Below are 25,372 nucleotides of genomic sequence, written 5' to 3'. Positions count from 1 at the left end.
GTGGGGGGAATGATACGGTCCCGCGTGCGGAAATTCAAAGGTTCGTGAAACAAATCTTGAAAATTTTGCTCCCATCGCGTATACTATTTCACGGGCAGCTGTGGGGGCGACAGGATTCGACAGGGGGATGCAGGTGCGTGGAGGAGCGTGCCGAGGTGCCGCACCTCGTAAAAAAGCGGCAACCAACAGCTGCCGACTACAACTACGCGCTGGCTGCCTAAAGACAGAGCAGCCCGTCCTCTCCCACCGTGCTCCGGGGTGGGAGAAGGGCGCCATAGACCGGAGCTTGCTCTCAGGGCCTTCCCCCGGTCCTGAGGGGACATCCATGGGGGAACCCGGTTCCATGAGCCTCCCGCCCGCCGGAGGCGGAACCGGGATCTGAAGGCGGGCTGCGCACGGAGAGCCTCCACCACCTCCCTCCTGGACGGGGGTTCGATTCCCCCCGCCTCCACCTGTTTTGATGCAGGGAGTTCTGGATGATACCGTTACGGGTGGCCCGGATTCCGGTTCTTCTTTCGGCGATCTGGCTTGTATCCTGTGCATCGGTCCCCTTCCTCCATCGGGGGAATCCCTCCCCGGAGGTGGAGGATTTTCCCCATCTCTGGGAGGAAGCGGTGGACGAAGCCTTTTTCCCTCCTGACCCGGGAGACCCTCTGGATTCTCTCTTTGCCGAACTCACCTGGGAAGAGATTTACGAGGAGGCCCTTGCCGGGCCGGGAGAGGTGAGCGAGAAGGGCTGGATTTCCCTGAATTTTCTGGACGTTCCCCCGAAGGAACGAGCAAAGATCCAGCGTCTTGTGCAATACACCCTCCGGAAGCGGACACGGTATCTCAAGCGGATTGTGGAGCGTGGACGACCGTATTACGGATATATCGTGGACCGCCTTCTGGAGGAAGGGCTCCCGGTGGAACTCGTCTATCTCCCCATCGTCGAAAGCGCCTACAATCCCCGGGCCCGTTCCCGCGCAGGAGCCGTGGGCCTCTGGCAGTTCATCGCCTCCACCGGCCGAAAATTCGGGTTGCGGGTGGACTGGTGGGTGGACGAACGGCTGGATCCCTACCGCTCCACCGATGCGGCCATCCGCTATCTCAAAGCCCTGTATGAGGAGTTTGGCCGGTGGGATCTTGCCATCGCCGCCTATAATGTGGGGGAGGGGAAGATCCGTCGGGCGCTGAAGCGGACCGGGGGGACGACCTTCTGGGACATCGACCACCGACTTCCCCGGGAGACCCGGATGTACGTGCCCCTTTTCATCACCATGTACGAAATTTTCCGCCTGCACCGGGACGAACTGGGGCTGGAAGATCCACTTGTCCTGGGGCTGAAAGATGGGCCACCCCGGTTTGATTATGTGGAACTCCGGAAGCCCACCACCCTATCCCGCCTTGCCCGGTGGGCGGGACTTTCGGAGCGGGAATTTCTGAAACTCAACCCCTGGATGCGCCGGAAAGCCCTTCCTCCCCATCCCCAGGGGCTCCGGATTCGCCTGCCCGAGGGGACGAAGGGCGCGTTTCTTGCCGCCATTGAGCGGGATCAGGATCCCCGGAAATGGCAGACGTTTTCCCGGCACCGGATCCGGCGGGGAGAGACGCTGTCCCATATCGCCCGGCGGTATGGCACCACCGTTTCCGTGCTCATGCGGATGAACGGCATCCGCAATCCCCGGCGGCTCCGGCCAGGCCAGGTTCTTCTGGTTCCCCCTCCACCGGTTCGGGGGGCGTATGCATCCCGTCCCCGGCGCACCCGGAAGCCTCCCAAACTCCCCGAAGGGAGCTATTTCCTTTATGAAGTGCGCAGGGGAGACACCCTCTATGATCTCGCCCGGACCTTCGGGGTTTCGGTGCGGGAGCTCATGCGCATCAACGCCATTTCTTCCCCCCGGCGGCTCCGGCCGGGCATGAAGATCCGGATTCCCGTGTCCCGGAGTTCCTGAACCGACGCCTTCGTACGCAGACTCCCGTTGAGAACATGAGCCCGATGGAATGTCGTGTTTCGTCACAGGAGGAATGGGGTGCACGCCACAGCCGAGAAACATCGCACCGAAAGTGTGAGTTGGCAAGATGTCGGGGAAACAAGACCACCCCACCCTGAAGGAGAACAGGAAGGTGCCGGGGCGCGGAATCGAACCGCGGACACCGGGATTTTCAGTCCCGTGCTCTACCGACTGAGCTACCCCGGCAGAAGCATGGATATTATACAGATCCGTTCGGGGTTCATCAACATTTGCAGGTTTTTCCCCGGGGGTGTATACTTGAACACACCGTCAGGGACGGGAGGTTCACCATGCAGGATTGCATCTTTTGCAAAATCGCTGCGAAGGAAATCCCATCCACAATTGTGGCGGAGACGGACATGTGGGTCGCTTTCCGGGACATCAACCCTCAGGCACCCACCCACATCCTGATCATTCCCCGCAAACACATCGAGCGCCTCGCGGACGCCACACCGGATGATCGGGAGCTTCTGGGTGAACTCCTCCTGGCTGCCCGGGCGGTGGCCGAAAAAGAAGGCCTTGAAAGAGAAGGCTATCGGGTGGTGATCAACAACGGTCCCTTCGCGGGGCAATCGGTCTATCATCTTCACGTTCACCTTCTGGGCGGCCGTCCTCTGGGGTGGCCCCCGGGATAAACCGGGAGGTGTGAGATGAATCTGGGCATGCCTGAGGTCCTTCTGATTTTCGGGCTGGCCCTTCTCCTCTTTGGACCCAAAAAGCTCCCCGAACTTGCCCGGGGACTGGGCAAGGCGCTCCGCGAGTTCCGCAAGAGTGTGAACGAGGTGACGGCGGACGTGGAAAGCGCCCTGGAGGAGCCTGAAGAGAAGAAGAGCACCCCATGAGCGTGGTTCCCATCCGGCTTCTGGGCGATGAGGTCCTCCGCCGGAGAGCGGAGGCCGTGGAGGGTGTGGATCCGGGACTCCTCAAACTGGTGGAGGATCTCACGGACACCGTGCGTGCAGCCGAAGGGCTGGGCCTGGCTGCCCCGCAAATTGGCGTGCTCCGGCGGGTGTTCGTTCTGGACCTGGAGGCCCTCGGCATCGGGGAGGGTGTGAAGGCCTTCATCAATCCTGAAATCACGGGCAAAGAGGGCTGGCAGATGGGGGAGGAGGGGTGTCTCTCCATCCCGGGACTGTATGCGGAGGTGGGGCGATACGCCCGCATCCACTACCGTGCCCAGGTCCTCTCAGGCAACGAACTCGTGGAGGAGACGGGAACGCTGGAAGGGCTCGCAGCCCGGGCTTTCCAGCACGAACTGGATCACCTGAACGGCATCCTCTTCATTGACCATCTCCCCCTCGGGGAGCGGATGCGCCTCCTTGCAGAATGGAAGCAATCCTACGCCTCCGGGACGACATCCTCCGACTGAAACGCCTCCGCCGGGCGGGCTACCTCCATTATGGCCTTGAGGATGGCGAGCACATCGCGGATCATGTGTTTGGTGTCGTGTTCTGGGCCCTGCTGGTTGCGGATCACCTGCGATCCCAGGGCCATTCGCTCTCCAGGGAACGGGTTCTCCTCATGGCCCTCCTCCACGAACTGGGCGAGGCACGCCTGGGCGATCTTCATTATGAAGCCCGGGATCTTCTGGGTCACGACCGGGTCCAGGAGGCCGAAGCCCGGGCCATGGCCCGCGTGCTCTCCCCCCTCCCGGAATCTCTCCAGAAAGAATACCAGGCACTCTGGGAAGCGTTTGAAAAGGGAGACACGCTGGAAGCCCGGGTGGTCCGCCTGGCCGACCGTCTGGACCTCCTTTCCCAGAGTCTCCATTATGAGCGTCAGGGCCATCCTCTTCCGGCCATTTTTGATCACCCCCGAACCCGGAAGGTCTTTGAAGAAGTCCCCGGTGGACAGGAACTGCTTGAGGCCCTATTGAAGGAGCGAAACCATGGGTAAGCGTCTTCGCAAGGCCATTGAAGAACTCCAGAAACGCAGGGAACAGGCCCTTCTGGGCGGAGGAGAGGAGCGGATTCGACGTCAGCACGAAAAGGGGAAGCTGACCGCACGGGAGCGGCTGGAACTTCTCCTGGATCCCGGAACGTTTGAAGAATTCGACATGTTCGTGACCCATCGCATCCACGATTTCGGTCTGGAAAAAAAGAAAATCTATGGAGATGGCGTGGTCACGGGTTTTGGCGAGATTGAGGGGCGGAAAGTGGCGGTGTTTTCGCAGGATTTCACCGTGTTCGGCGGAACGCTCTCCCTGGCCCACGCGGAGAAAATCGTCAAACTTCAGGATATGGCCATGAAACTGGGGATTCCCCTCGTGGGCCTCAACGACAGCGGAGGCGCCCGGATCCAGGAAGGGGTGGGGTCGCTGGCGGGCTATGCCGAGATTTTCTGGCGGAACGTGCAGGCGAGCGGTGTGATCCCCCAGATTTCCGCCATCATGGGACCCAGTGCGGGGGGCGCCGTATATTCGCCTGCGCTCACCGACTTCATCTTCATGGTCCGGCACACGAGTTACATGTTCATCACCGGTCCCGAAGTGGTCCGTCAGGTCACCCACGAAGAGGTGACCTTTGAGGATCTGGGAGGAGCCGACATCCACGCTTCCCGGAGCGGGGTGGCCCACTTTGTGTATGACAGCGAACCCGAGACCCTTCAGGGGATCCGGAAACTCCTGTCATATCTGCCCTCCAACAACCTGGACGATCCCCCCTTTGTGGATACGGGAGACCCTGTGGACCGGGATATTTCCGTGGTGGAGGATCTTTTCCCTGATGACCCCAATGCCCCCTATGACATGCGGAAGATCATCGAGACGGTGGTGGATCGGGACACGTTCTTTGAAGTCCACCGGGACTTTGCCCCCAACATCCTGGTGGGGTTTGCCCGTCTTGCGGGACAGGTGGTGGGGATCGTGGCCCAGCAGCCCATGCATCTCGCGGGTGCCCTGGACATTGACGCGTCTGTGAAAGCGGCCCGTTTTGTCCGGTTCTGCGATGCTTTCAACATCCCCATCATCACCTTTGAGGATGTGCCGGGCTTTCTCCCCGGCACGGCCCAGGAGCACGGAGGGATCATCCGGCATGGCGCCAAACTCCTCTATGCCTATGCCGAAGCCACAGTGCCGAAAATCACGGTGATCACCCGGAAATCCTATGGCGGGGCCTATTGCGTGCTTTCCTCCAAACAGGTTCGGGGAGATATGAATTTTGCCTGGCCCACGGCGGAAATTGCGGTGATGGGGCCGGAAGGAGCCATTGCCATTCTCTACAGGAAGGAACTTGCCGAGTCGGACGATCCGGAGGCCCTGCGGGCGCGTCTTGTGGAGGAATATCGGGCGAAATTTGCCAATCCCTATTACGCGGCGTCCCTGGGTTATATTGATGAGATCATCGAGCCCAGAGAAACCCGCAAGAAACTGATCTGGGCTCTTGAGCTTCTCCGCACCAAGCGGGATCGCCTTCCGCCCAAAAAGCACGGGAATATTCCCCTGTGAGTTGAGCGGGATAAAGGATTGAAAAAAGGCGGGCGGGGCCAGAGGCCCCGCCCGCCAGGGTTTTCTCCCCACCTCTTCAGCGCACCACCACAACCTTCTTTTGATACACCGTATCCCCGATCTTCGTCCGGACGAAATACAGCCCCGGTTTGCTCACGTTCGCCTTCACCGAATGCTCTCCGGCGGCCACCACGCCACGGAACAGGGTTCGGACCTTCCGCCCGGCGGCATCAAAGAGATCCACCGAAACCCGGGAGGGGGTCGTGAGGTGGAGCATCACCTCAAGGGCACGGGTGTGGGCCACCACCGGACTCGCCAGCCGGAAGGGCGGAAGGGTGGCTGTTTGAACCGGCTGATCCCCCACGGCAAGGGCGAGATCTGCCGTGATCCCCACTCCTTTGATCTCGTCGATGTACCACCCCGAGTAATTGTTGATGCTGGCGTCCGAAGCGAACTGGATCCGGATGCGCATGGAGTCACCGGGGGACGACAGGAGCTCCACCGGGATGCGGCGCCCGTCTTTGGACAGGACCCATGCCGTGAGATCAAAGGTGTCCGTCACCCAGCCACCACCGGGTGAGGTCCCCGTGAAGGCCTGTTCACCTGCAATGGGGCTGTTGTAGCTTGTGGAGATGGTCTTATCATACCCCCGCCGGGGGGTAAGAAGGTTCCAGGTGGTTCCCCCGTCGAGGGAGTATTTCACGTTTCCGCCGTCATACCCCACAGACGTTCCGGTTTCCATGTCATACCAGTGGGTCATGATGAGCATGGGCGTGCCGCAGTAGTAACCCCGGTAGACGGTCATTTCCAGCCGCCAGTCGGCAAGATCGGTGGCGTAATTTCCACCCAGCGTGGTCGCCCAGACGCTGGTGCCCGTCGGCGAGGTCGGATCGGATCCGGTTGGGGTTCCCCACTGCCATCCGGTCCCGTTTCCGCTTGCGTTCACCGCCGTCCATCCACCCCCATCGGTTGCGAAGGTGGAGGCGTAGTCCTGACCGGGATCATACGGATACGGGTGGTAAATTTTCACAATGGCACTGTCGTCCGGGTCAGGCGTGGGGTCGTTGGAGTGGAAATACAGGGTGCCCCACAGGGGGAGGTATCCCCGCATCATCCCGGCGGTATCCACCTGAAACCGGACATATTCGGTCGCGGTGGAGAGGACGGTGAGAGGGGATGAAGTCTGAATCAAGATGCGGGGGTTGTTGGTGGTAACGTTGTTGACCACGAGGTCCGGTGTGCCCAGATTGGTCACACCTACACTGTCCACGACACCTTTGCACTCCGTGTTCACCACGACGGTATCGGGACTCACGGAAATTTTCGGGTCGGCGGAAAGCGCAAGCTCTTTATAGGTGGCCACCAGGCCAAAGGGCTGGCCGCTGTAGGGCGCGGATGCCGGTGTGGGCACGTTGGTACCCTTGACTCGGATGGTCCAGGTCCCCGGGGTGGGGTTCTGGATGCGGACGGCTTCCACCGTGTTCAGGTTGTCGGCCGTTCCCCCCGTCGTGGACCAGCCGTTCGCAAACACGTTACCTTTATAGACCGTGCCGTTTGGGGCCACCACCTCCAGGTCCAGGTCGTTCACCAGGTTGGACCCGGGCGCGTCATACCAGGCCAGGGCCACCTTCAGGGGATATCCCTGGTCCACGTTGATGGTGTAGGTCAGGGTCTGCCCCGTGGTGGGCCCCGACGTGGCGTTCACCACAAAGAGTTCGAAATTGCTATCCGAAAACTTTAGAACGTTGGAGAGGTTCACCCGTCCCCACCCGATTTCGCTGTTGGGAATATCGGGCTCGTTGGCCATGGGATCGGTGGACGCAACCAGCATGGCTTTGATGAGAGACCCCAGGGGAGTGAACGCGTCAGACGGATTGGGGGATCCGGAAGGATAGAATCCGTCTGTGAAGTATTGCCGGACCAGGATGGCGGCCCCCGCCACCGCCGGTGTGGCCATGGATGTCCCGAGCATGGTGGTGGTTCCACATCCTCCCGATGCGTAGGAAGCCGCGGAGATGACCTGATCTGTCCCCCCACTGCACGAACAACCACTGATGGAACAGGTCAGGTCGGCACAGGCTCCCCCCGGTGCCATGACATCGGGTTTCGTTCGCCCGTCGTACGTGGGGCCCTGGCTGGAGTAATCTGCCCGGGAATCCTGTGTCTGGGCCCCGAAGGTGGGCTCACCGGCTGCACCCACAGAGATGGTGTTCTTGGCCGTGGCCGGATAACCGATGGTTCCGTCTTCAATGTTCTCTCCATCCGAGTCGTTCCCCATGGCAAAGAGAATGGTGAACGTCTGATTGTCAAAGGTGAACTGATCCACATCCTGCGAATAACTGTCGTAGCTGTTGGAAGAACCACCCCAGGAGTTGGTGTGGACATAAGCCCCGTTGTTGAGAGCATCCTGAAAGGCCGGAACCAGGGAAGCCAGGGCGTTCAACCCCACAAGGTTTTCGTTGTTGTCCCCGATGTCCTGAAAATACACGCGTGCCTCATAAGCGAGTCCGTTGTAAGGATCATTGCCATTTTTCCCGAGTGCGGTTCCGGCGACATGGGTCCCGTGGGCGTCCTGGGGTCCTCCCGTGGTGGCCGTGCCGTAGACATCGATGGCCACCACCTTCCCCGGCGTGTTAAAATAGCAGGAATTCGGGTCCAGTTCGGAGTCCATGATGGCAAGGATTTGATTCTCACCGTGCAATCCTTTCTGCCAGATCAGGGTGTCAGGATTGGCGTTGTCCACCTGGTTGGTTTGGAGGACCCAGCGATTTCGGTCGTTCCAAAGGCGGTACTCTCCCTTTTCCCAGATTTTCCATACCTCAGGCAGGGCCGCGATCCGGGACAAAATCTGCCGGTCCCTGGGGATTTTGATCTGAACCCGTTTCACCACGGTTTTTCCCTGAGAAAAATCAACCCATGTATCGACGGAAGCACCGAGTTTTTCCAGTGTCTCAACCACGTCCACGAGACGTACGTCGGGGAACACCTCAACCACCAGCCACCACTCGTTGCTCTGCTTGCGTTCCGGGGATGTGAAGGTCCGCTTCCCGAGGTCCGGCTCAATCTTCCACGCGGGTTGATAGGGAAAGTTCCCCACCACCGGAAGACCCTGCAGGAGTTCCGGACCCGCATCCTTCGGCAGGCGCACCAGATAGGCGTTCTCCTTCACATAGCCATAGATGGTGATACCCCGGGACAGCAGGGCTTCCCGCCAGACATCCTGAATGGGTCGCGGAAACTGGATCACCCGGTAGGGTGTTTCCGGTGCGGCCTGGAGTTCCGGGGGCGGTGCTTTCGCCGGATCCACCGGTTTTCCCCAGAACCACAGGGATGCGCCCACGACAAACCACGTCCACATCCTCACACCTCCTCGTTTGAGGTTGATATCTCGGGTCCCAACATAAAACCCATTTTGATATATATAGGTATGCGGGGGCCGTTTGTCAACCCCTCGTTTGATGGTTCCCGGCGTGCTCTGTATGCTTTGGCCGTGCAACCCGTTGTGTTTGTGGACGGTGCGTCCTCCGGCAATCCTGGCCGGGCGGCGGCGGCGTGGGTGGTGAACGGAGAAACGCCCCGGGGCGTGGTGCTGGGCGATGCCCTCACCAACAATGAGGCGGAATACTGGGCCCTGATCTTTGCCCTGACCGATCTTCTGGAGCGGGGACTCCGGGGTGCCGAGATCCGCATGGATTCCCGGCTGGTGGTGGAACAACTCCGGGGGACGTGGAAGGTGAAGGAACCCCGCCTTCAGGTCCTTCACCGGTATGCCCGGACCCTTCTTGAGAAGACCGGCGCGCGGGTGGTGTGGATTCCCCGGGAGGAAAACCGGGCCAACGCCCTGGCCCAGAAACTGGCCCGCAGGGGAGCGGCATCGTGAAGAAAGCCGGCCTCAAAGTGCTGTTGAACCTTTTTTCCTTTTCCCGCCTGCCCGTTGCAGGGTGGATGGTGACCCGCATGTCGTTGTCCGAAGGGTTTTCCCCTTCCCTGTGGATGGGTCTTGCCTGGCTCGTGATCTCCGACGGCCTGGACGGTTTCCTGGCTCGCCATTTCAGGGTGGAAGGTATCCTGGGTCGGGCGGTGGACCACGTCACGGATAAGGCGGTGATCCTGCTGCTTGCCTGGGGACTGGCGGACCACCGGGACCTGCCCCGGTGGGTGGTGTGGCTTCTGGGGGTTCGGGAAAGCGTTTCGACCCTGGTGGGTCTCGCCCTCTGGAAGCTCCGCCGGTTCATGCCCACAAGCCGCTTCTGGGGGCGGATCACCGGGATCATTGGTGTGCTGGGACTTCTCGCCTATCTCGGGCAATGGCCCTTCCGGGAAGCCATCCTCTGGCTCTATCTTGCGAGCGCCCTGATGGCAAGCCTTCTGTATGCCTGGACGTATGGGGTTCACGCCTTTCGAAAAGAACAGGCCCCGGTCACCGTCTGATCTGTGGCTTCCGGAAATTTTTCAGCCCCCCGCGGTATAAGGGTGATGAATGCACGTGCGCGGGAACAGGAGTTTATGGGACGATGAAAGAACGACTGGTGCCTTCGGCGCTTCTCGCTCGCTACCACACCCTCCAGGCCCTCCTTTCGGCCGTGGGGGAAAGGGGTGTGGTGGCCGGGGGGGCGATGCCCCGATTCGTCACACCGGAGGTCAAAGCCCAGGAGATGCTCCGGAAAGCCGGTGTGCAGCGGGTGTTCGTGGAAGACGTCCACGCGGCTCTCTGGTATGCTTCGCGCTTCCCCGACCTTCCCCTGGAACGCGCCCTGGAAGAGATTGACTTCATTCAGAAGTGGCGCATGGTCCAGCCGGAGGTGGATCCGGCGTGGGACGAAATCCAGCGCGTGTTTGAAACGCGTCCCACGGTGTTCACACGGTTTCAGGAACTCCGGGAACGCCGACGGGCCTTTGAACAGTGGCTGGGTGAGGAGCGAATGGATCGGGCCGGCCTGTTTCTGACCGCATCTCGCGTTCATTTTCCTGCCGATGCGGTGAAGCAGGACTTCGCCCACCGGTATCTTCCCGAAGCCCTCGCCCGTTTCCTCGAATGGTTTCCTTTTGCCCCCCTTCCCGAAGAAAAGCCCTTCCGGGTGATCCAGGCCCGCATCTATCCCCGAACGGAAGCAGAAGCCCATGCGGTGGCCCGCCATCTCCGGGACCATCCCCCCAAACATCCTCACCGGACGGTGGTGGCCCTGGGAAGCCCGGGACTGTTTCCCCTGATGGAACGGGTGCTGACCGACTACGGCATTCCCTTCATCCGACCGGGGGGCCCCTTTCTCGTCCAGTTTCCCGTGTTCCACCTGCTGGATGCGGGTCTCGCCTTTGTGGAATACGCTTCGCCGGATAGCCCGGACGACGTTCCGCAGAACATCCTTCAGCGCATCCAGGAAGAACCGGCTCTGAAGTCCCCGAAACTGGAAGAAGCCCGGAAGAACCTTGTCAAGCGCTATGCAAACGGCGCGGATCCTGAGGGACGTCTGCCGGTTTCGGGGTGGATCAGTCTCATGGAAGCCTGGTTGGGAGAGGCCCTCCGGTGGGTGGACCATCCCCGATACCGGGAAGCCCGGGAACGCCTTCACCGCCTCCTGGAGGAACTCCGGTTTGCCGTGGAAACGGGTGGGGACCCCCGTCTGGCCCCCCGCTCCTTCCGCCTCCTTCTCCACCGGTTCGCCCGGAAGTTCCGCGTGCCGGAAGAAGACGCAGGAGGCGGGGTGTGGCTTGCCTCCTTCCCGGACGACGTGCCCTTCGAGGGAGAACGGCTTTATGGGGTGGGCCTTTCCGAACACGCCCTGCCGTCCTACCCCTATCATCCCTGGGTTCCCCTCCGTCACGTCCACCGTTTTGGCTGGCTTCCGCCTCAGGAGCTGTATGAGCGTCAGAAACGGCAATTTGAGCGGATCCTGAAGGGATACGACGATGTGTGGCTTTCCTCCAGTCGTCTGGACGACGAGGATCGCCAGGTGGCCCCGAGTCCCGTTCTGCTCCCCTTTCTCCAGGAAGCGCCGGCCGAACGGGAGGTCCACGTGTCTCTCGCCTATTTTCCGTGGGATGAAGCCGGCGAAACCCTCCCGGAACTTCCGGAAGGAGGCGTGGAACTTTCGCCCTCTGAACGAGATGATTTAAGAAAACGTTTTCAGAGCGAGGGGCTTCGGGCGACGGACCTTGTAGAGTACGGGAAGTGCCCATTCCGATTTTATCTCCTGGTGGTACAAAGAGTTCCCAAAATCGAACTCCCCGAAGCCCTTCCCTCCCGTCTGGATGTGGGGGATCTATTTCACCGGGCCTACGAAACCGCCCTCAAACCCTGGGAGGGCAAAGACCTCCCTTCGCCTTCCGTCCTTCTGGAGCGTGTGAAGTCTGCCATTCCGCAGATGCTGGCTGGTTTATCCCCCATGGATCAGGCCCTGTTTGGGGAAGAACTGCGGGCCCTGGCCGATCGGATGGTGGACCTGGAAGCACGACTTGAGGAGATGGGATACCGCCGGCTTGTGAGCCTGGAAGGATCCGGTGTGACGGAGGTGGCGGGTGTTCCCCTCCGGGGCCGGTGGGACCGGGTGGTGGCTTCCCCCGAAGGGGAGGAACTCGTGCTGGACTACAAAACGGGCAGCGTGCCCTATGGGCGGAGAAAGTCGGCGGCCATGCTTCAGCTGGAAGCCTATGTGGCCATGCGGGAACGGGCCGAAAGCGCGGTGTTTCTCTATCCCCGGGAAGGCCAGATGGTGTTTCTCGAGCCCAACCGGGAGTTGTTTCTGGAAGATGTGGTAAGGGACATTCTCGAGGGCCGGTTCCCCACCACCGACGCCGCGGACGAGGTGTGCCGGAGCTGCCCCTTCAACCGGATCTGTCCGGTGGGACGGGAACACATGCCCTCCTGGAGCTGAAGCCATGGAGAAGAACCTTCTGGATCCGCGGACCAGTCTGATCCTTCAGGCGCCGGCCGGGTCAGGGAAAACCCATCGCCTGACCCGCCGGTTTGTGGCCCTTCTGGAAGATCTCGTTCGCGAGGACCCCTGGAAGGCTTTCCGTGTCCAGGCCATCACCTTCACCCGGAACGCCGCTGCGGAGATGAAAACCCGGGTGATGGAATCTCTCCACCGTGAACACCCGGAACTCTTTGAGCAGATGGCCTGGGCTTTCCCCTTCCTCCGGATTTCGGATTTTCACGGGGCCTATCTTCGGCTTGTGGAGCGGGCCTCTTTCCTGGATCCGGACCGGCACCCACCCCGCGACATCCTTCAGGGGGGGGATCTGGAGATTCTCAAGGAAGAAGCCTATCGGGAGTGGCGCCGCCGGGCAACGGATCCGGATCTCCAGGCTCTTCGGCGTCTTGTGGCGCTGGAACGGAGGGGCAGAAAGGCTCCATCAGGAACAGACCTTCTCAAACGGGTGGAGCAATTCTGGGGAGAGCGCCCCCACACCGATTTGGCTGGGGAGGTAAACGTGCCGGGAGATGCCCTCCTTTCCGAAGACGTCCGGGAAGCGTATGAGGAGGAGCTGAAAGGGCTGAAAGGAGCGCGGAAGCCCGAGAAAAAAGCGCGCAAGGAAGAACTGGAGCGTCTTCTGGGAACCCACCGGGCGTGGGATCGGTTCCTCACCCTCCATGAGCCCCTCCACACCCTCTACGCTTCCTTTCGGGACACCCTTCAGCACGTGAAACGCCGGCACCAGTTCATGGACTTTGCCGATATGGAGGCGGAGGCTCTGCGTCTTCTTGAAGATCATGAGCGGGCCTTTGAACTTCTCGAACTCTATGATGAGGCCACCCAGCACCTCCTGGTGGATGAGTTTCAGGACACCAACCTGCTGAACTGGCTGTTTGTGTGGCGTCTGGTGGAGGACTGGTTCAGTGGAGAGACCCGGAAGACCGAAAAGGGCGAGGCGTTTTCCGTCTTTGCGGTGGGTGACCCCCGCCAGTCTATCTATATTTTCCGGGGTGCCAACCCCGAAATCTTTGAAAAGGCCCGGAGGGTGCTGGAGGAACAGACCCGGAACAACCCCCACGTCCGGTTTGAAACCCGGTCCCTTGTGAAAAATTACCGGAGCGCCCCCCTCATTGTTCACACCGTCAACACCGTGTTCCGGAAGGTGTATGAAGACCTCCGGGCGGACTTTCCCTGGCTTCGCTTTGAAGAGGCCGAAGCCCAGCGGACGGACGAGGGACGGGTAGTGTTCCACCTCCTTCCCCGGGAGGAAGGGGAAAAAATCGCCCAGGATCGGGAGAAGACGGCACGGCTCGTGGCTGCGGAAGTTCTCAGGGAACACCGTGCAGGCCGGGCGTTTCGGGAGATGGCCGTGCTCTTCCCCAACCGGACCGTTTTGCCCCATCTCCTGAAAGCCTTTCAGGAGCGGAATATTCCCTATGTTCAGGCTGGAGGCCGGGGCTTTTTCCAGACCCCTGAAGTGACCACCCTCCTGAGCGTGGTGGATGCCCTTCTCCATCCGGAGGGGCAGGGGGTCTGGCATCTGCGGGCTGTGCGTCCAGAGTGGCTGGAAGCCCTGGAGTCGTGGCGGGAGGCGCTCCCGGCCACGCCCCTTTCGGAGGTTCTGGCGGGGTGGGTGCGGGAGGCGGCCTATCCCGCGTATCTGGATGAGGTGGGCCGGGCGAACCTGGCCAAGTTCCTGGGGCTTGTGGAAGCCTGGGAGGCGCGGGGGCTTTCGGCGGTGGAGATCTGGCAGCGTCTTTTCCGGTTCGCGAAAAGCCGGGAAGAAGGCCAGGCAGATGTGGTGGATGTGGACGCGGTGCAAGTCATGACCGTCCACGCGGCGAAGGGGCTGGAGTTTCCCGTGGTGTTTGTGGTGGGACTGGAAAGCCGTATGGTGAGCTCCCGGAACAACGAGGTTCTGGTGGAAGAAGACCTTGCGGCGGATCAGATCCGGGTGTATGTGAACCCGGGAGATGCCCGGCATCACTTTGCCCCCTGGGTGCACCACCAGGCCCGCCAGCGGCTTCAGGGCGTCAATCTCCTTTATGTGGCCTTCACCCGTGCCCGGGATGTCCTTCATGTGGTGCTTCCCTACGCCCTCACGAAAAAAGGAGCGCTTCAGGGATCGGACACGTATGCGGGAACCCTCCTCCGGGCGATGGCGCTGGATCCGGAATGTCAGACCTTTGGCCTTCTTCTTCCAGAGGGCGTGGAGGTGCGGGTGGGAGCAGAAGATCCTGCGGGCGAGGTGGCCCATACGGTGACAGAACGCCGGAGGGTCCCGCCCTTCCCGGTGGACCGGGTCGTGGTGCAGCAGCCCGCCGGGGAGGAGGTGGAGCACTTTCTGGAAAGCGTTCCCCACACGCCCAGTGACCGGACGTTTGGGGAGATGTTTCACGCCCTCCTCCAGGCCGTTTCGCTGGGAGACGTGTCTCCGGAAGATCCGGAAGAATTTCTCCGGGCGTGGCTTGCCACCTCCCGGCTTTCGCAGGCGGTTCGGGAGGCGCTTCTTTTGCGGGGACTTGAAGCCTTTGCCCGGATGAAGGACCATCCGAAGTTTTCGGAATGGGTTCTCCCCCGGGACAACGCCTATGCCGAATGGCCCTTTGCGTTGCGGGTGGGGGATACGCTGGTCACGGGCCGGGTGGACCGTCTTCTCGTGGGGCCCGACCGGGTGGTGGTGGTGGACTACAAGACCTTTGACGTTCCGGAATCTGCATGGGACAGGTTGAGAGAGGCGTTTCGGGAGGTGCTGTCCTTTTATGCCGAAGCCGCCCGCCGGGCCTTTGACAGAACCCGCGCGGAAGCCTATCTCTGGCTGGTCCCCTCCGGCGCGCTGGTGGAAGTGCCGGTGGAAGAGGGATAAGAGGTCCGGCAATTCACAGACTATTCGCCATCGGCCAGCATGAGCCGGATCACCTCGTCCCAGTCCACCTCTTTCACACCCTTCCGATCTTCCGTTACAAGCGTTTCGGCCAGGGCTTTTTTGCGTTCCTGCAGGACCTGGATTTTCTCCTCCACCGTATTGCGGGTCAGAAGGCGGAAGACGAAAACCGTTTTCGTCTGACCAATCCGGTGGGCGCGATCCATGGCCTGGGCTTCCACCTGCGGATTCCACCAGGGATCCACAAGAATCACCGTATCCGCAGCGGTCAGATTGAGTCCCACGCCTCCCGCTTTCAGACTGAGCAAAAAGAAGTGTATGTCGGGGTTTTCCTGGAAACGGCGAACCGCCTTTTCACGGTTACGGGTGCGTCCCGTGAGGGTGACATAAGGCCATCCTCGCTGATCCAGTTCTTTCGCGAGCCGGTCCAGGAATTTGACGAACTGTGAGTAGATCAGAACCTTGCGTTTCTCGTCGGCAAGCGTCTCCAGCATCTCCATCAGGACGTCCACCTTTCCGGAAGTGCCCTCGTAGTCGTCGAGCACGAGGGCGGGGTGGAGGGCCATCTGGCGGAGATAATTGAGGGCGCGAAGGATTTCGAGAGGCCGGTGTTTGCCTTTCGTGAGCGTCCGGTACCATCGGGCACGGGCGTCGTGATATACGGCTTCCTGCTCCGGTGTCATCGTACACCACATCGTTTCTTCCACCCGCGGTGGAAGCTCCGGTGCCACCTGCTCTTTCGTCCGGCGGAGAATAAAGGGATGGACGATTCGACGAAGGGTTCTGGCCGTCTCCTCATCTCCCGCGACGACAGGCACGGCAAACGTTTCCTTGAACTCTGTGTGCGTTCCGAGCAGACCGGGAAGGAGAAAATCCATATGGGCCCACAGATCGAACGGCGTGTTTTCCACCGGTGTACCCGTGAGACACAGGCGATGCTCGGAGGGAATGGTCCGAAGGCTTCGGGCCGTGCGGCTCAGAGGATTCTTCACCACCTGCGCTTCATCGAGCACAATGAAATGGAAACGGTGACGGGCAAATTTCTTTCGATCCCGAAGGACCATACCGTATGTGGTCAGGATAAGATCCCGGTCCATCAGGGAAGCGAGATCCGGCCGGTCCGGGCCGTGGTACACCGCAATGCGGAGGGAGGGGGTGAACCGACGGATTTCCTGTTCCCAGTTGAAAAGAAGAGATGTGGGGACCACAATAAGATCGGGGGTGTCAGGGTGGTTTCGTTCCCGGAGGGAGAGAAGAAAAGCGAGAACCTGAACCGTTTTGCCCAGGCCCATATCGTCCGCCAGGATACCGCCAAGCCCCCATGCGTGGAGTTGGTGAAGCCACCGGTATCCTGCAACCTGATAGGGACGAAGTTTGCCCTGAAAGGATTGAGGGAGTTTCGGATCCAGTCCTTCAGGATCGTGGAGTTTGGGTTTGAGAGGGGGACGATCGATTTCGAGGGGTAAATCGTCTTCCACGTTGAGGTTTTGCTGGAGAAGGCGCATGCCCATTTCGGCATCCATACGGGAGAGGCGCTGGATCCACCGGAGAAACTTTTCCACACGTTCGGGAATCACGCCGATTTCTTCGTCTGACAGCCGGATGACGCGGGAAGCGTCGGAACCTTCGAAAAGGCGCAGGAAATCTTCAAGGCTATACCGGTACGATCCGATTTCAACTTCTCCATCCAGCCACCGGATACCGGACCCGGTGAAAAGACGAAGACGGGGGGTGCTCTGAATAAGGCGGAGGGGAAGGTTTTCCACCCCCACCACCTCCACTTTTCGACGAACGAGATAGGGAAGACCGCGGGTGAGAAAGTCTTCCAGGGTTACGCCTTTCCGGAGGCGAACCTGTCCATCCCGGGATACCTTCAGTCCTGTTTCTCTGGAGCGAATCCGGTTTTTCCAGGCTTCAAGGGTTTCCTTAAAGGCATTCACCCATGCATAGCGCCACAGTCGTCGGGTGGGGACGAACGCGCGGAACCCCCGGATGTCGAGCTCGGAAGTGCTCACCTCCACGTCCACATCGTTCCACACCCATCGAATTTCGCCCACCAGCCCCTCTTCGGAATCCCAGCCCAGAACCAGACGAGGGCGGGGAGGGCGATCGGTTTCAACGATTTCAATGGGAAGGCTTTTGAACAGTTCCGGTTCTTTCAAAAGTTCACCGGTGTACAGATGTCCCAGTACGTGGGGGATCACGTATTGATGCAGGTATTGATCGGGATGGGGTTCTTCCTCAAGCCGGGGTTGAACCTCCTCTCTGAGCCGGACGAGATAGTTGTAAAATCCCTTTTCTTCAGACGTGAGGAGGACAAAGTGGGCATTCGCAAGGATGAGGGCGACCCATCGATCGTAAAGAACCTCGTCGGTGTCTACATCCAGGAAGAAGGAACGGATGACGTCGTCGGGTTCAAAGAGGATATCATCAACCTTGATGCCGACGAGGAAACGGGGCACAGAAAGGTCGACATCGGCAACAATCCGTGGGTTCGAAGCTGGCCAGACCAGACCGGAATAGGAGGGTCGGGATTTGCGGTGGATCCATATGGGAAGATCGGGATACCGGTGGAGGACCTCGAAGAGCGTTCCTTTCCGTGCATGTCTAAGGATATCCTGAACGGCAGGGGGTGGGAGGTTGAGGCAGGGAGGAGGTTTTTTTGCTTTCCTCTGTGAGATCCACAGGGAGGGATCGGGCAGCAGAAATGGGATCTGCTCTTTCCATGGAATCTCAGGCGTCGCGGGAAGAAAGGCCAGGCCCCACTCGTCTTCCAGGAATTGAAGAGCCAGGATGGACGGCTGTTCGGAGGGGTTGGGCGAGGCAAAGAGGGCCCGGGGCAGGGTGAGAGCGGTGGCAACGAGGTGTTTGCAGAAATATCCCTTTTCGTGATGAGGGCAGGTGCAGGCGAGGTGGAGGGGTTGAAGCCCTTGCCGAAAAAGCAGGAAGACCGTTCGGTAGCCTCGACGGTGTTGACCTCTCACCCGGGCCTCGACCGAGAGGACGAGACCCCCGCCCATTTCCTCGAGGGTCAGGTGGTCCACCCGACCTTCCAGGACATACGCCTGACCCCGGGCAAACACCTCCTCCCCGGCCCGTCTCCTGCACTGCGCAATCAACCGCTCCAGGGATTCTTTTGGCCTCGGCATGGATCATAATGGTACGGGAAAGATGATAAATGGAGAAGAGGAGTTGTACTGACCTTCGGACAAGCGTTCGGGCACCCCCACCGAATGCACCCCACGCGGTTTTCTTTGGAAAACCGCGTGGGGACCCCGAACAAGAAACCCCGGGCGATTTCTTCGGAAATCGCCCGGGGGCCCTGGAGATCTGTCACGCAAGGTGGAGGCGAAGAACCCCCGGAAAAGAAAAGGAGCCTCCCGCCCCCCCTTCCGGATGTCAACATATAGCCGGACGGGACAGTGTTTTGTTCCGCTCACGGCACCACGATCCGTCCCCGATCCACACGGTCCCCCCACCGCACCTCCACCACGTGCACACCGCCTTTCAGCACTTTCCCGAGGTCCCGCTCCACATACCCCCCTTCCCGCATCTCCACACGCTCCTCAAACCGCTTCCGACCCACCACATCCCACACACGAATCAACACCTCCCCACCTCCAGGCACACCCACCCGCAGCACACCGGACCTCATCAACCGACTCCGATCCCACCCGAACCGGATCACCGGACGAACGTCTTCATCCATCACCCCGCTCCGTTCTTCTCCACGCCCCACCGACGCCAGAACCTCACCACTCCCGAACAGGGCAATCCGACGAAGGCCCACCGCCTTCCCCTCCTCACCCCACAACCGGAGCCTCAGCGTGTCCCCCGCGCCTGCACACACCGGCAGCCGTACGCCCTTCCAGACACCCGATTCCACCGGGATCGCCTCCACCCCACACCCCGAAACTTCCGCCCACACCGTGTCGCTCTCCACCTTCATCATCAAAAGATCCACCACGCCCTCAAAGCCCGAAACCGGAATGGCATACACCAGCGTATCCCCCACGTCCTGTCCAAACGCCTCTCCTCCCGTCGTTCCGTCCCGGGCCACAAGCCACGAAGAAGGGGTTTCTCCACCGAGCACTTCATACGCCACCCGGTCGGTCCGGAAACCTTCAAGGGGAACAGGGAGATCGCCCCACACCATCGACCCCTTCACCCCGCCGAAGCCCGCGTGGATCACCAGACCCGAATCGTCCGGAAGCACCGTCCCGATCTGAATCCTGGGGGCCACAGCCACCACAAACCCGCCTTTCCCGGCTTCCTCCACCACCAGACGGGTGTTTTCCCCGTCGTTCAGCGTATACACCCGCCACAGTCCAATCCAGGACGTATCGGGACGTCCGCCGAAAAGGGAAGGAGGCCCTTCCTGGCGAGACGCTGGAGCGGGGGAGGTGCTCCAGACATAGCCGAGGCTGGTGCTGTCGATGGCGACACCGCCATACAGGCCCGGACGGCGGCGGGCGGTGAAAAGGTCCAGGCGATACCGGGTCCGTCCGGTCCGGAAGTCCATCCCCGCATACACCGGCTGGATTTCAGCATGGGCCAGGCCCGGAAGGCCCAGGTCCACGGTTCGATACACCCGGTTGTTGGCCACGTCGATCACAAAGGCCTGGACATTGGCCGTGGAATCTTCCGGCGAGCACACGACCACCGCATACCCCACCGCCTCCTCAAGATCACAGGCACGGAAAGAGCCAGGAAGAAGAAGGGGGGTCTGTCCCACGGTCTGATAGTGCCAGCCGTTCGTTGAGGAGCCATACACCACCCCGATCCCGGGAGAAAGGCCCACCACGTCGGTGTAGTGGTACCGGGGTTCTCCCGCATACCCTCCCTGGTCCACCACGGTGGTCCTCCCTCCTCCGACCTCCACCACGACCACCCGTGTGATTTTGGTGTCACTGACCTTATACACCGGCACGCTCACCAGGACGTGCCCGCCCCGGCTCCACACGCCCACCGCCCCGCTGATCTCCCATGCGGAAGATGGCACGATATACAACGTGGACGACCCCACCGTGCTTCCATCCCACACGATGCCGACCACCCTGGTGGAGGTGCTCACCACCGCCCACACCCGGCCCTGTCCATCCACACCCAGTCCCAGATCACGAACACCGGAAAGCCCCGTCAGGGGCAGGGACGTATCGGCCACCCCCGTCCACGTGTTCCCGTTCCGCTCGTACCGGCGGATATAGAGGTTCCCGTTCCTCATGAGCTGGGCTGCCCACACGGTGTTCCCCTGTTCGGCCACCACGGGTGGAATGGGGACCCAGGGGGAATCCACCCGGGTGGCCACGCCTGCCGAGACCCACACCGGCCAGTTGAAACACCGGGGACGGCTGTTTTTGAAACTCATGAGATAGCCGAAATACGAATAGGCCGGTGCGTTCTGGTTGATCCAGGCAAAGGCCAGGGCGTTTCTTGTGAACCGTTCGGCACTGGGCAGGCCTATCTCCCCGTCCAGCGCGTGTTCCGCATACCCCACGTTCCGGAAATTGTAGCCTGAAAGCGCAAGCCGCTGTGCGGTATCCGGCCCGAGCGCCCGGAAACTCCGGACACGGTATTCAAAGGCCTGGCCCGGCGAAAGGATGTCCTGAACCAGTGTTGCCGTGGAACTCCACACCGTGTCGATCACGCTCCAGGAACTCCCGCCCGGTGTTGTCCGTTCGATCACGAATCCGCTTCCTTTGGCAACGTTGGGGTAATAGGCAAGCCGGATGTTGATCCTTGTGGAGTCGCTGCAGTTGCTCCAGAGGGGAACATGGCCGGGTGGGTCGAGAATCCGGAGGGTTTCGCGGGAAGGAGGTGGCGGGGAAGTGAGGGCGCGGTTTCCGTTAGGACCGAGGGGTCGGCGGGAATAGAGGTAGAGGATGACGGTATCGTCCAGGGTGGGGAAGGCGTTCCAGAGGGGGATGTTCCAGGGGATGGTGCCGGTTCCGGAAGAGGAGGTGCCCAGGATATAGCCCCGGCCGGAGCCGGCCATCTGGATGCTTGCGGCCACGTGAACGGCCCAGGAAGGTTTGTTGTTCCAGGAGATCTGGATGCCGGAGTCGGTGATGGTGGCGGCGTCGAGGGTGGGGTTGGGGACGATGAGAGTATCGATCCACACCACGTCGGAGAAGAAGGTGTCGGCAGCTTCATCCCGTGCAGCGTACAGGCCAATGCGGATGGCATTTGTTCCGGTGCCGGGTGGGATGTGATTCCATGTGCTGTCCGTCCAGGCGATGAACCCGCTTGTGCCGTTGGCATCGGCAATTTTTTGACCCCACGTAATCGTGTCCCCATCCCACGTCCTCAACCAGAAGGCCACTGAATACCGCGTTTCATACGACGAACGATCAATCCACGAAAACGCCAGTCCCGAATCGGTGATGGTGAGAGAGGGGTTGCCGGGAGGGGCAAGGCGGTTGATGACGAACGTGTCTCTTACCCACGGGGACGTATCGGCCAGCGTGTAACGAACCCACACTTCCACCGAGTCCCCAACGGCAAACACCGGAACCGTCACACCCGTGGACTCGCCTGAAACATACAGTGTATGCCAGATCCCATAAGGAAGCCTCCGGTAGGACACCGTATACATCCCCGCGCCTTCCACCCGGTTCCAGTTCACCCGCACGCCTTCAGATTCTTCTCCTCCGCCCCAGATCGAGGGCGCTGTCAGGGGATACCGCGCCGTATCCTGAAAAGGATGCACCACCACATTATAAAGCGTCGTGGTGTTCAACCCCGTCACCCGTGCCTGCAGCGAATCCCGAAACGCCTGGATATAGTTCGTCGAACCGTCGGAAAGAAAATACCCTCGCGCTTTAATCTTGAAATGCACATCACCCAGAACGGGAACAGACACCGTGGTATCCACCACATTGAATGCGCCATGTCCTCCCGTCATCGCGGTTCCCACCCGGTGCATCGCATGGAGAATATCCGAAAGCGTCACATGATAGCCGTCGTCGTCCAGATGAATGGAAGGCGTGGGCAAACTGTCCTGCTCCTGACCTGTGTCCAGAAGATCCCATAAATACTGCGCCACCGAACCCTCCACCTTACGTCCATCGGAGTTGGGAGTACGAGGATCGTTTCCTATATAAAACGGACGGTTGCGATTGCTGTAAAATGCTTCCATTACCCTCGGAAAGGTGTTCGCCAGGTTGTCATGCCACACCGCATGCGCCCAGAATTCGGCAAAACCCTCCCGAAACGCATGACCAGGATTGGAAACTGTAGGTAAGTCATGGTCTCGAATCAAATCCCCGTAGGGCATTTTGCCGAGAAGCTGATATTGCACAATGTGGCCGAATTCATGAGAAATCGTTCGGCTCCCTCCCGGTTCCCACACGTCCATGCTGTCGTCAATCACCGCAATATACCGGAACTTTCTCCGAATGTCCGCTCCAAGGTGAAACACCCAGAGATATCGAATGTCAAACTGTGCCAGCGCGTTCACATCCACCGCAAATCCTATAAAGTCTTCCACCCAGCAAGTCTGCGGTGTCCGAATGATCACACAAATCATCGCTCCCCCGGGTGAGTTCGCCTGAAACCGCTCAAAGGGCAAACCCGCCGAAAGCACTTTCTGCCTCGTCCGCTTCATCAAATCCAGAATCTTCGCCACCCGACGCCCACGTCCTCTTCTTATCACTTGATTCACAGTGTAGGTATGGCCCGATTCGTAGTCAACGTCTTGCGCTGCCATAACATGCAGACCAGGAGAAAGATTCACATAACCGTGGATCACAGGATAACACACCACCCAAAAACATTTAAATTTCACCGAAATCGTGGGTTTCCACATATCGTGTACAGCGCCTGCCGGTCCCTCGCTCTCCACCTGAAGGCGAATGCGCATATCTCGACCTTCCGGTAAATCAATATCAAAATAGCCATTCGCATCTGTGTTTCCACACCATGCCTGTCCCGACGGTATCTCGACGGCACACACTCTGGCTTCCACAGGCTTTTCGCTCCTATCGCTATCTGTAAATCGAATGTACCCCTGGATTCTCCCGTCTCCCGTGACCACGCTGTTGATCGTTGTCTCCACACCTTCCGTATACGGTGGATTCTGTAGATCGGCAAGAAAGGCCAGACTGTCCTCGTTCATCGTGGTATCGGCAAAAATCACCGTATCTGAATCTGCATACACAAACGTCTCGAAAAACAGCGGAAGAAGAAAGAACACCGTATCCTGTGGAGGCGCCGCCACCCATGCAATGCGGTGCCATCCTGACTTGACCGGTTTGAAATCCAGCACAAATTCCACACTGTCCCCTGCGTTTATCCCGTTCACCGTTCCACCCACCAAGGGGCTCAAGATTTGTACGCCGCTGTCCACCTGAACGCCGATCTGGAAGGGAGGAAGGGTGGTGTCAGCGTGAAGTACGAGTCGCCAGCGAATCCCTTCGCCCACCTTCATCTGACCGGAAGGAACGGAGATTTCTCCGCCCACCTGAAGACCTGCATACAAGGGCATCACCAGGGCCAGAAGCCCGGGAATAGACCAGAACCCCCTCATGGCGACACCTCCTGTAAATGTTTCGTCACGTTCTTGATCAACCAGAGATCAATTTGTTTAGGATGCATATACCATGTGTCCTTGAACGTACAAATCAACAACGAATCCCGATCATGAACCCACCAGTCCCTGTCTGCAAACCAGTACATTTCCCGTGGAGGCACAGCCACCAGACGATACATCTTTCCCGTCTCATAATTTCTCAACAAAAACGAACCAGGAAGCCATCCATCCATTACCAGCAACTTCAATCTGTGATTCGCCGTTTGAATTCCCCCCCATCCTTCCACGCTCACTACACTGTCCCCCTTCCCGGGAAGGACATGATATCCTGTTTGAAGCCCCCCTCGCTTCAACAATGTCATCTCATGGGTGCGAAAATCCAGTCTCCACAATACCGAAGTGTTCCCCCAATTTTCATAAGAAATGAAATAGAAAACCTCCGAGGTGTAGGGAGAAATCTCATAAATGGGACCTGCAGGAGCAAAAACGGGATGAACCGAATCCACGATCTCCATCGTTTCAAGGTCCAGAAGAAAGATCACATTCTGGTCTGTTGGGGTTGAAGCAACAAACATCAGATAGCGAAAATCTCTGGAAACCTGGTATCCCATCACGTTGAAACTCGTATCTCCCCACACCTCTCGCATCTCTCCGGTCTCCACATCCCGTTCCCATATGCCAAGGCAGCGGGTGAAACGGTTATCAAAGGTTGAATCTCGAAACCATTTGCAACCGTACAGTTTTCCTCGATCGGGGACGAGCACGCCACAGAAGTTGCTTGCAAGATGCACCACATCCTCCGAGGGCTTTTCCTCCTCCCGACCAAAGGGCCAGAAGGGAAGATACTGGCAGGAACCGAAGATCATTGAAAGAAAGAGAATCAGAACCGAAACCAAACGTTTTCTCTTCACACGCGGGAAAAGAATCATCAGAACCGATCCCCCTCCTTTCCCTCTCATCATGTCGTGATTGTGGAATAAGAATTTCGGAACTTCAAGCTCTCGCTGTCTGTCCAGGCGATGAACCCGCTTGTGCCGTTCGTATCTGCAATCTTCTGACCCCACGCAATCGTGTCCCCATCCCACGTCCTCAACCAGAAGGCCACCGAATACCGCGTCTCATACGACGAACGATCGATCCACGAAAACGCCAGCCCCGAATCGGTGATGGTGAGTTGAGGATTGCCAGGGGCGTTGAGTTTGGGTTCGACGGGAAGAACGTAGGGCCAGTAGTGTTTCGGATCCTGAAGGGGATTCTCTCCTGGACGACGCACAGGGTCACCGTTCTTGAAATACGTCTGATAAAACACGTTGTTGTGGATCTCCGGACGCGTCTCGTACGGCTCCCGATAATCTGATTTCAGCATGGGATGAAAAGCGTAAGCGTTGCCTCTTTCCGCCGTTTTCACTTCCCAGAACAACGTATCCCTTCTTGCAGGCGGTCCCTGAGGCGCAAGCCAGCCCGAAAGATCCATCACCAGTTCTCCTCGATATCTCTGAGGATCTCGCAAGAGGGTATCTGCAAGCGTGTCACCGGAATACGTGACCGCGTAAAGCTTGGTTCGACCAAACGTGATCAGATCATAATTCAAGGTGATTCATCAAT

Annotated in this window: 16 protein-coding genes, 1 tRNA gene and 1 other RNA gene; 12 read left to right on the top strand and 6 right to left on the bottom strand. The window is 59.5% G+C overall.

Annotated features, from left to right (window positions below; translation table 11 throughout):
- The first annotated feature begins 102 nt into the window (after window positions 1-102).
- Window positions 103-454: a transfer-messenger RNA gene (gene ssrA / locus AC6HU3_RS09610) on the top strand.
- A 22-nt stretch (window positions 455-476) separates the two neighbouring features.
- Window positions 477-1,934: a LysM peptidoglycan-binding domain-containing protein gene (locus AC6HU3_RS09605; protein WP_497473547.1), complete on the top strand. Its 1,458-nt coding sequence runs from the start codon at window positions 477-479 to the stop codon at window positions 1,932-1,934.
- Between the two features lie 173 nt (window positions 1,935-2,107).
- Here AC6HU3_RS09605 and AC6HU3_RS09600 read toward each other — a convergent pair.
- Window positions 2,108-2,180, bottom strand: a tRNA-Phe gene (locus AC6HU3_RS09600).
- A gap of 104 nt (window positions 2,181-2,284) precedes the next feature.
- Between AC6HU3_RS09600 and AC6HU3_RS09595 the strand changes: the two genes are divergently transcribed.
- Genes AC6HU3_RS09595 through AC6HU3_RS09575 form a run of 5 tightly spaced genes read left to right on the top strand, consistent with a single transcriptional unit; the run spans window position 2,285 to window position 5,439 of the window.
- Window positions 2,285-2,629 carry a histidine triad nucleotide-binding protein gene (locus AC6HU3_RS09595; RefSeq protein ID WP_497473546.1) on the top strand — a complete coding sequence of 115 codons (345 nt, stop codon included), beginning with the start codon at window positions 2,285-2,287 and terminating at the stop codon, window positions 2,627-2,629.
- 15 nt (window positions 2,630-2,644) lie between these two features.
- Window positions 2,645-2,836 (top strand): Sec-independent protein translocase subunit TatA/TatB, encoded by a 192-nt coding sequence (locus AC6HU3_RS09590; RefSeq protein ID WP_497473545.1) that lies wholly within the window; start codon window positions 2,645-2,647, stop codon window positions 2,834-2,836.
- Complete coding sequence (def, locus tag AC6HU3_RS09585) at window positions 2,833-3,363, top strand: peptide deformylase (protein ID WP_497473544.1); 531 nt, start codon at window positions 2,833-2,835, stop codon at window positions 3,361-3,363. Before AC6HU3_RS09590 ends, def begins: the two co-directional genes overlap by 4 nt.
- A complete protein-coding gene (locus AC6HU3_RS09580; protein ID WP_497473543.1) occupies window positions 3,321-3,890 on the top strand; it encodes an HD domain-containing protein in 570 nt (189 codons plus the stop codon). The genes def and AC6HU3_RS09580 overlap by 43 nt, the downstream gene beginning before the upstream one ends.
- Window positions 3,883-5,439, top strand: coding sequence for an acyl-CoA carboxylase subunit beta (locus AC6HU3_RS09575; RefSeq protein WP_497473542.1), 1,557 nt, complete (start codon window positions 3,883-3,885; stop codon window positions 5,437-5,439). The genes AC6HU3_RS09580 and AC6HU3_RS09575 overlap by 8 nt, the downstream gene beginning before the upstream one ends.
- A gap of 76 nt (window positions 5,440-5,515) precedes the next feature.
- Here AC6HU3_RS09575 and AC6HU3_RS09570 read toward each other — a convergent pair whose 3' ends face one another.
- Entirely contained in the window at window positions 5,516-8,797 is a 3,282-nt protein-coding gene (locus tag AC6HU3_RS09570; RefSeq protein WP_497473541.1) for a S8 family serine peptidase, read from the bottom strand.
- Window positions 8,798-8,929: 132 nt separating this feature from the next.
- Here AC6HU3_RS09570 and AC6HU3_RS09565 point away from each other — a divergent pair, with 132 nt between their 5' ends.
- The 4 genes from AC6HU3_RS09565 to AC6HU3_RS09550 all read left to right on the top strand — a co-directional run bounded on the left by AC6HU3_RS09565 (window position 8,930) and on the right by AC6HU3_RS09550 (window position 15,219).
- Entirely contained in the window at window positions 8,930-9,319 is a 390-nt protein-coding gene (locus AC6HU3_RS09565; protein WP_497473540.1) for a ribonuclease HI family protein, read from the top strand.
- Entirely contained in the window at window positions 9,316-9,870 is a 555-nt protein-coding gene (locus AC6HU3_RS09560; RefSeq protein WP_497473539.1) for a CDP-alcohol phosphatidyltransferase family protein, read from the top strand. Before AC6HU3_RS09565 ends, AC6HU3_RS09560 begins: the two co-directional genes overlap by 4 nt.
- An 83-nt stretch (window positions 9,871-9,953) precedes the next feature.
- Complete coding sequence (locus tag AC6HU3_RS09555; protein WP_497473538.1) at window positions 9,954-12,311, top strand: PD-(D/E)XK nuclease family protein; 2,358 nt, start codon at window positions 9,954-9,956, stop codon at window positions 12,309-12,311.
- Window positions 12,312-12,315: 4 nt separating this feature from the next.
- Entirely contained in the window at window positions 12,316-15,219 is a 2,904-nt protein-coding gene (locus AC6HU3_RS09550; RefSeq protein WP_497473537.1) for a UvrD-helicase domain-containing protein, read from the top strand.
- Between the two features lie 20 nt (window positions 15,220-15,239).
- Here AC6HU3_RS09550 and AC6HU3_RS09545 read toward each other — a convergent pair whose 3' ends face one another.
- A complete protein-coding gene (locus AC6HU3_RS09545; protein ID WP_497473536.1) occupies window positions 15,240-17,441 on the bottom strand; it encodes a DEAD/DEAH box helicase in 2,202 nt (733 codons plus the stop codon).
- A gap of 24 nt (window positions 17,442-17,465) precedes the next feature.
- Here AC6HU3_RS09545 and AC6HU3_RS09540 point away from each other — a divergent pair, with 24 nt between their 5' ends.
- The gene (locus AC6HU3_RS09540; RefSeq protein ID WP_497473535.1) at window positions 17,466-17,915 is read left to right on the top strand and encodes a hypothetical protein; all 450 of its coding nucleotides are present in this window, start codon (window positions 17,466-17,468) and stop codon (window positions 17,913-17,915) included.
- A 758-nt stretch (window positions 17,916-18,673) separates the two neighbouring features.
- Here AC6HU3_RS09540 and AC6HU3_RS09535 read toward each other — a convergent pair.
- Genes AC6HU3_RS09535 through AC6HU3_RS09525 form a run of 3 tightly spaced genes read right to left on the bottom strand, consistent with a single transcriptional unit; the run spans window position 18,674 to window position 25,358 of the window.
- Entirely contained in the window at window positions 18,674-23,764 is a 5,091-nt protein-coding gene (locus AC6HU3_RS09535; RefSeq protein ID WP_497473534.1) for a hypothetical protein, read from the bottom strand.
- Window positions 23,761-24,729 (bottom strand): hypothetical protein, encoded by a 969-nt coding sequence (locus AC6HU3_RS09530; protein WP_497473533.1) that lies wholly within the window; start codon window positions 24,727-24,729, stop codon window positions 23,761-23,763. The genes AC6HU3_RS09535 and AC6HU3_RS09530 overlap by 4 nt, the downstream gene beginning before the upstream one ends.
- Complete coding sequence (locus AC6HU3_RS09525; protein WP_497473532.1) at window positions 24,726-25,358, bottom strand: hypothetical protein; 633 nt, start codon at window positions 25,356-25,358, stop codon at window positions 24,726-24,728. Before AC6HU3_RS09525 ends, AC6HU3_RS09530 begins: the two co-directional genes overlap by 4 nt.
- Window positions 25,359-25,372 lie beyond the last annotated feature (14 nt).

It is taken from the genome of Caldifarcimen microaerophilum (assembly GCF_055387105.1).
This window is presented reverse-complemented; position numbering and strand designations above follow the sequence as displayed.

Bases quoted from the DNA above. Each gene is read 5' to 3' on its own strand.
- AC6HU3_RS09605 (WP_497473547.1), top strand. From the start codon at position 477: ATGATACCGTTACGGGTGGCCCGGATTCCGGTTCTTCTTTCGGCGATC.
- AC6HU3_RS09595 (WP_497473546.1), top strand. From the start codon at position 2,285: ATGCAGGATTGCATCTTTTGCAAAATCGCTGCGAAGGAAATCCCATCC.
- AC6HU3_RS09590 (WP_497473545.1), top strand. From the start codon at position 2,645: ATGAATCTGGGCATGCCTGAGGTCCTTCTGATTTTCGGGCTGGCCCTT.
- def (WP_497473544.1), top strand. From the start codon at position 2,833: ATGAGCGTGGTTCCCATCCGGCTTCTGGGCGATGAGGTCCTCCGCCGG.
- AC6HU3_RS09580 (WP_497473543.1), top strand. From the start codon at position 3,321: ATGGAAGCAATCCTACGCCTCCGGGACGACATCCTCCGACTGAAACGC.
- AC6HU3_RS09575 (WP_497473542.1), top strand. From the start codon at position 3,883: ATGGGTAAGCGTCTTCGCAAGGCCATTGAAGAACTCCAGAAACGCAGG.
- AC6HU3_RS09570 (WP_497473541.1), bottom strand. From the start codon at position 8,797: ATGTGGACGTGGTTTGTCGTGGGCGCATCCCTGTGGTTCTGGGGAAAA.
- AC6HU3_RS09555 (WP_497473538.1), top strand. From the start codon at position 9,954: ATGAAAGAACGACTGGTGCCTTCGGCGCTTCTCGCTCGCTACCACACC.
- AC6HU3_RS09550 (WP_497473537.1), top strand. From the start codon at position 12,316: ATGGAGAAGAACCTTCTGGATCCGCGGACCAGTCTGATCCTTCAGGCG.
- AC6HU3_RS09540 (WP_497473535.1), top strand. From the start codon at position 17,466: ATGGGGTTCTTCCTCAAGCCGGGGTTGAACCTCCTCTCTGAGCCGGAC.
- AC6HU3_RS09535 (WP_497473534.1), bottom strand. From the start codon at position 23,764: ATGAGGGGGTTCTGGTCTATTCCCGGGCTTCTGGCCCTGGTGATGCCC.
- AC6HU3_RS09530 (WP_497473533.1), bottom strand. From the start codon at position 24,729: ATGATGAGAGGGAAAGGAGGGGGATCGGTTCTGATGATTCTTTTCCCG.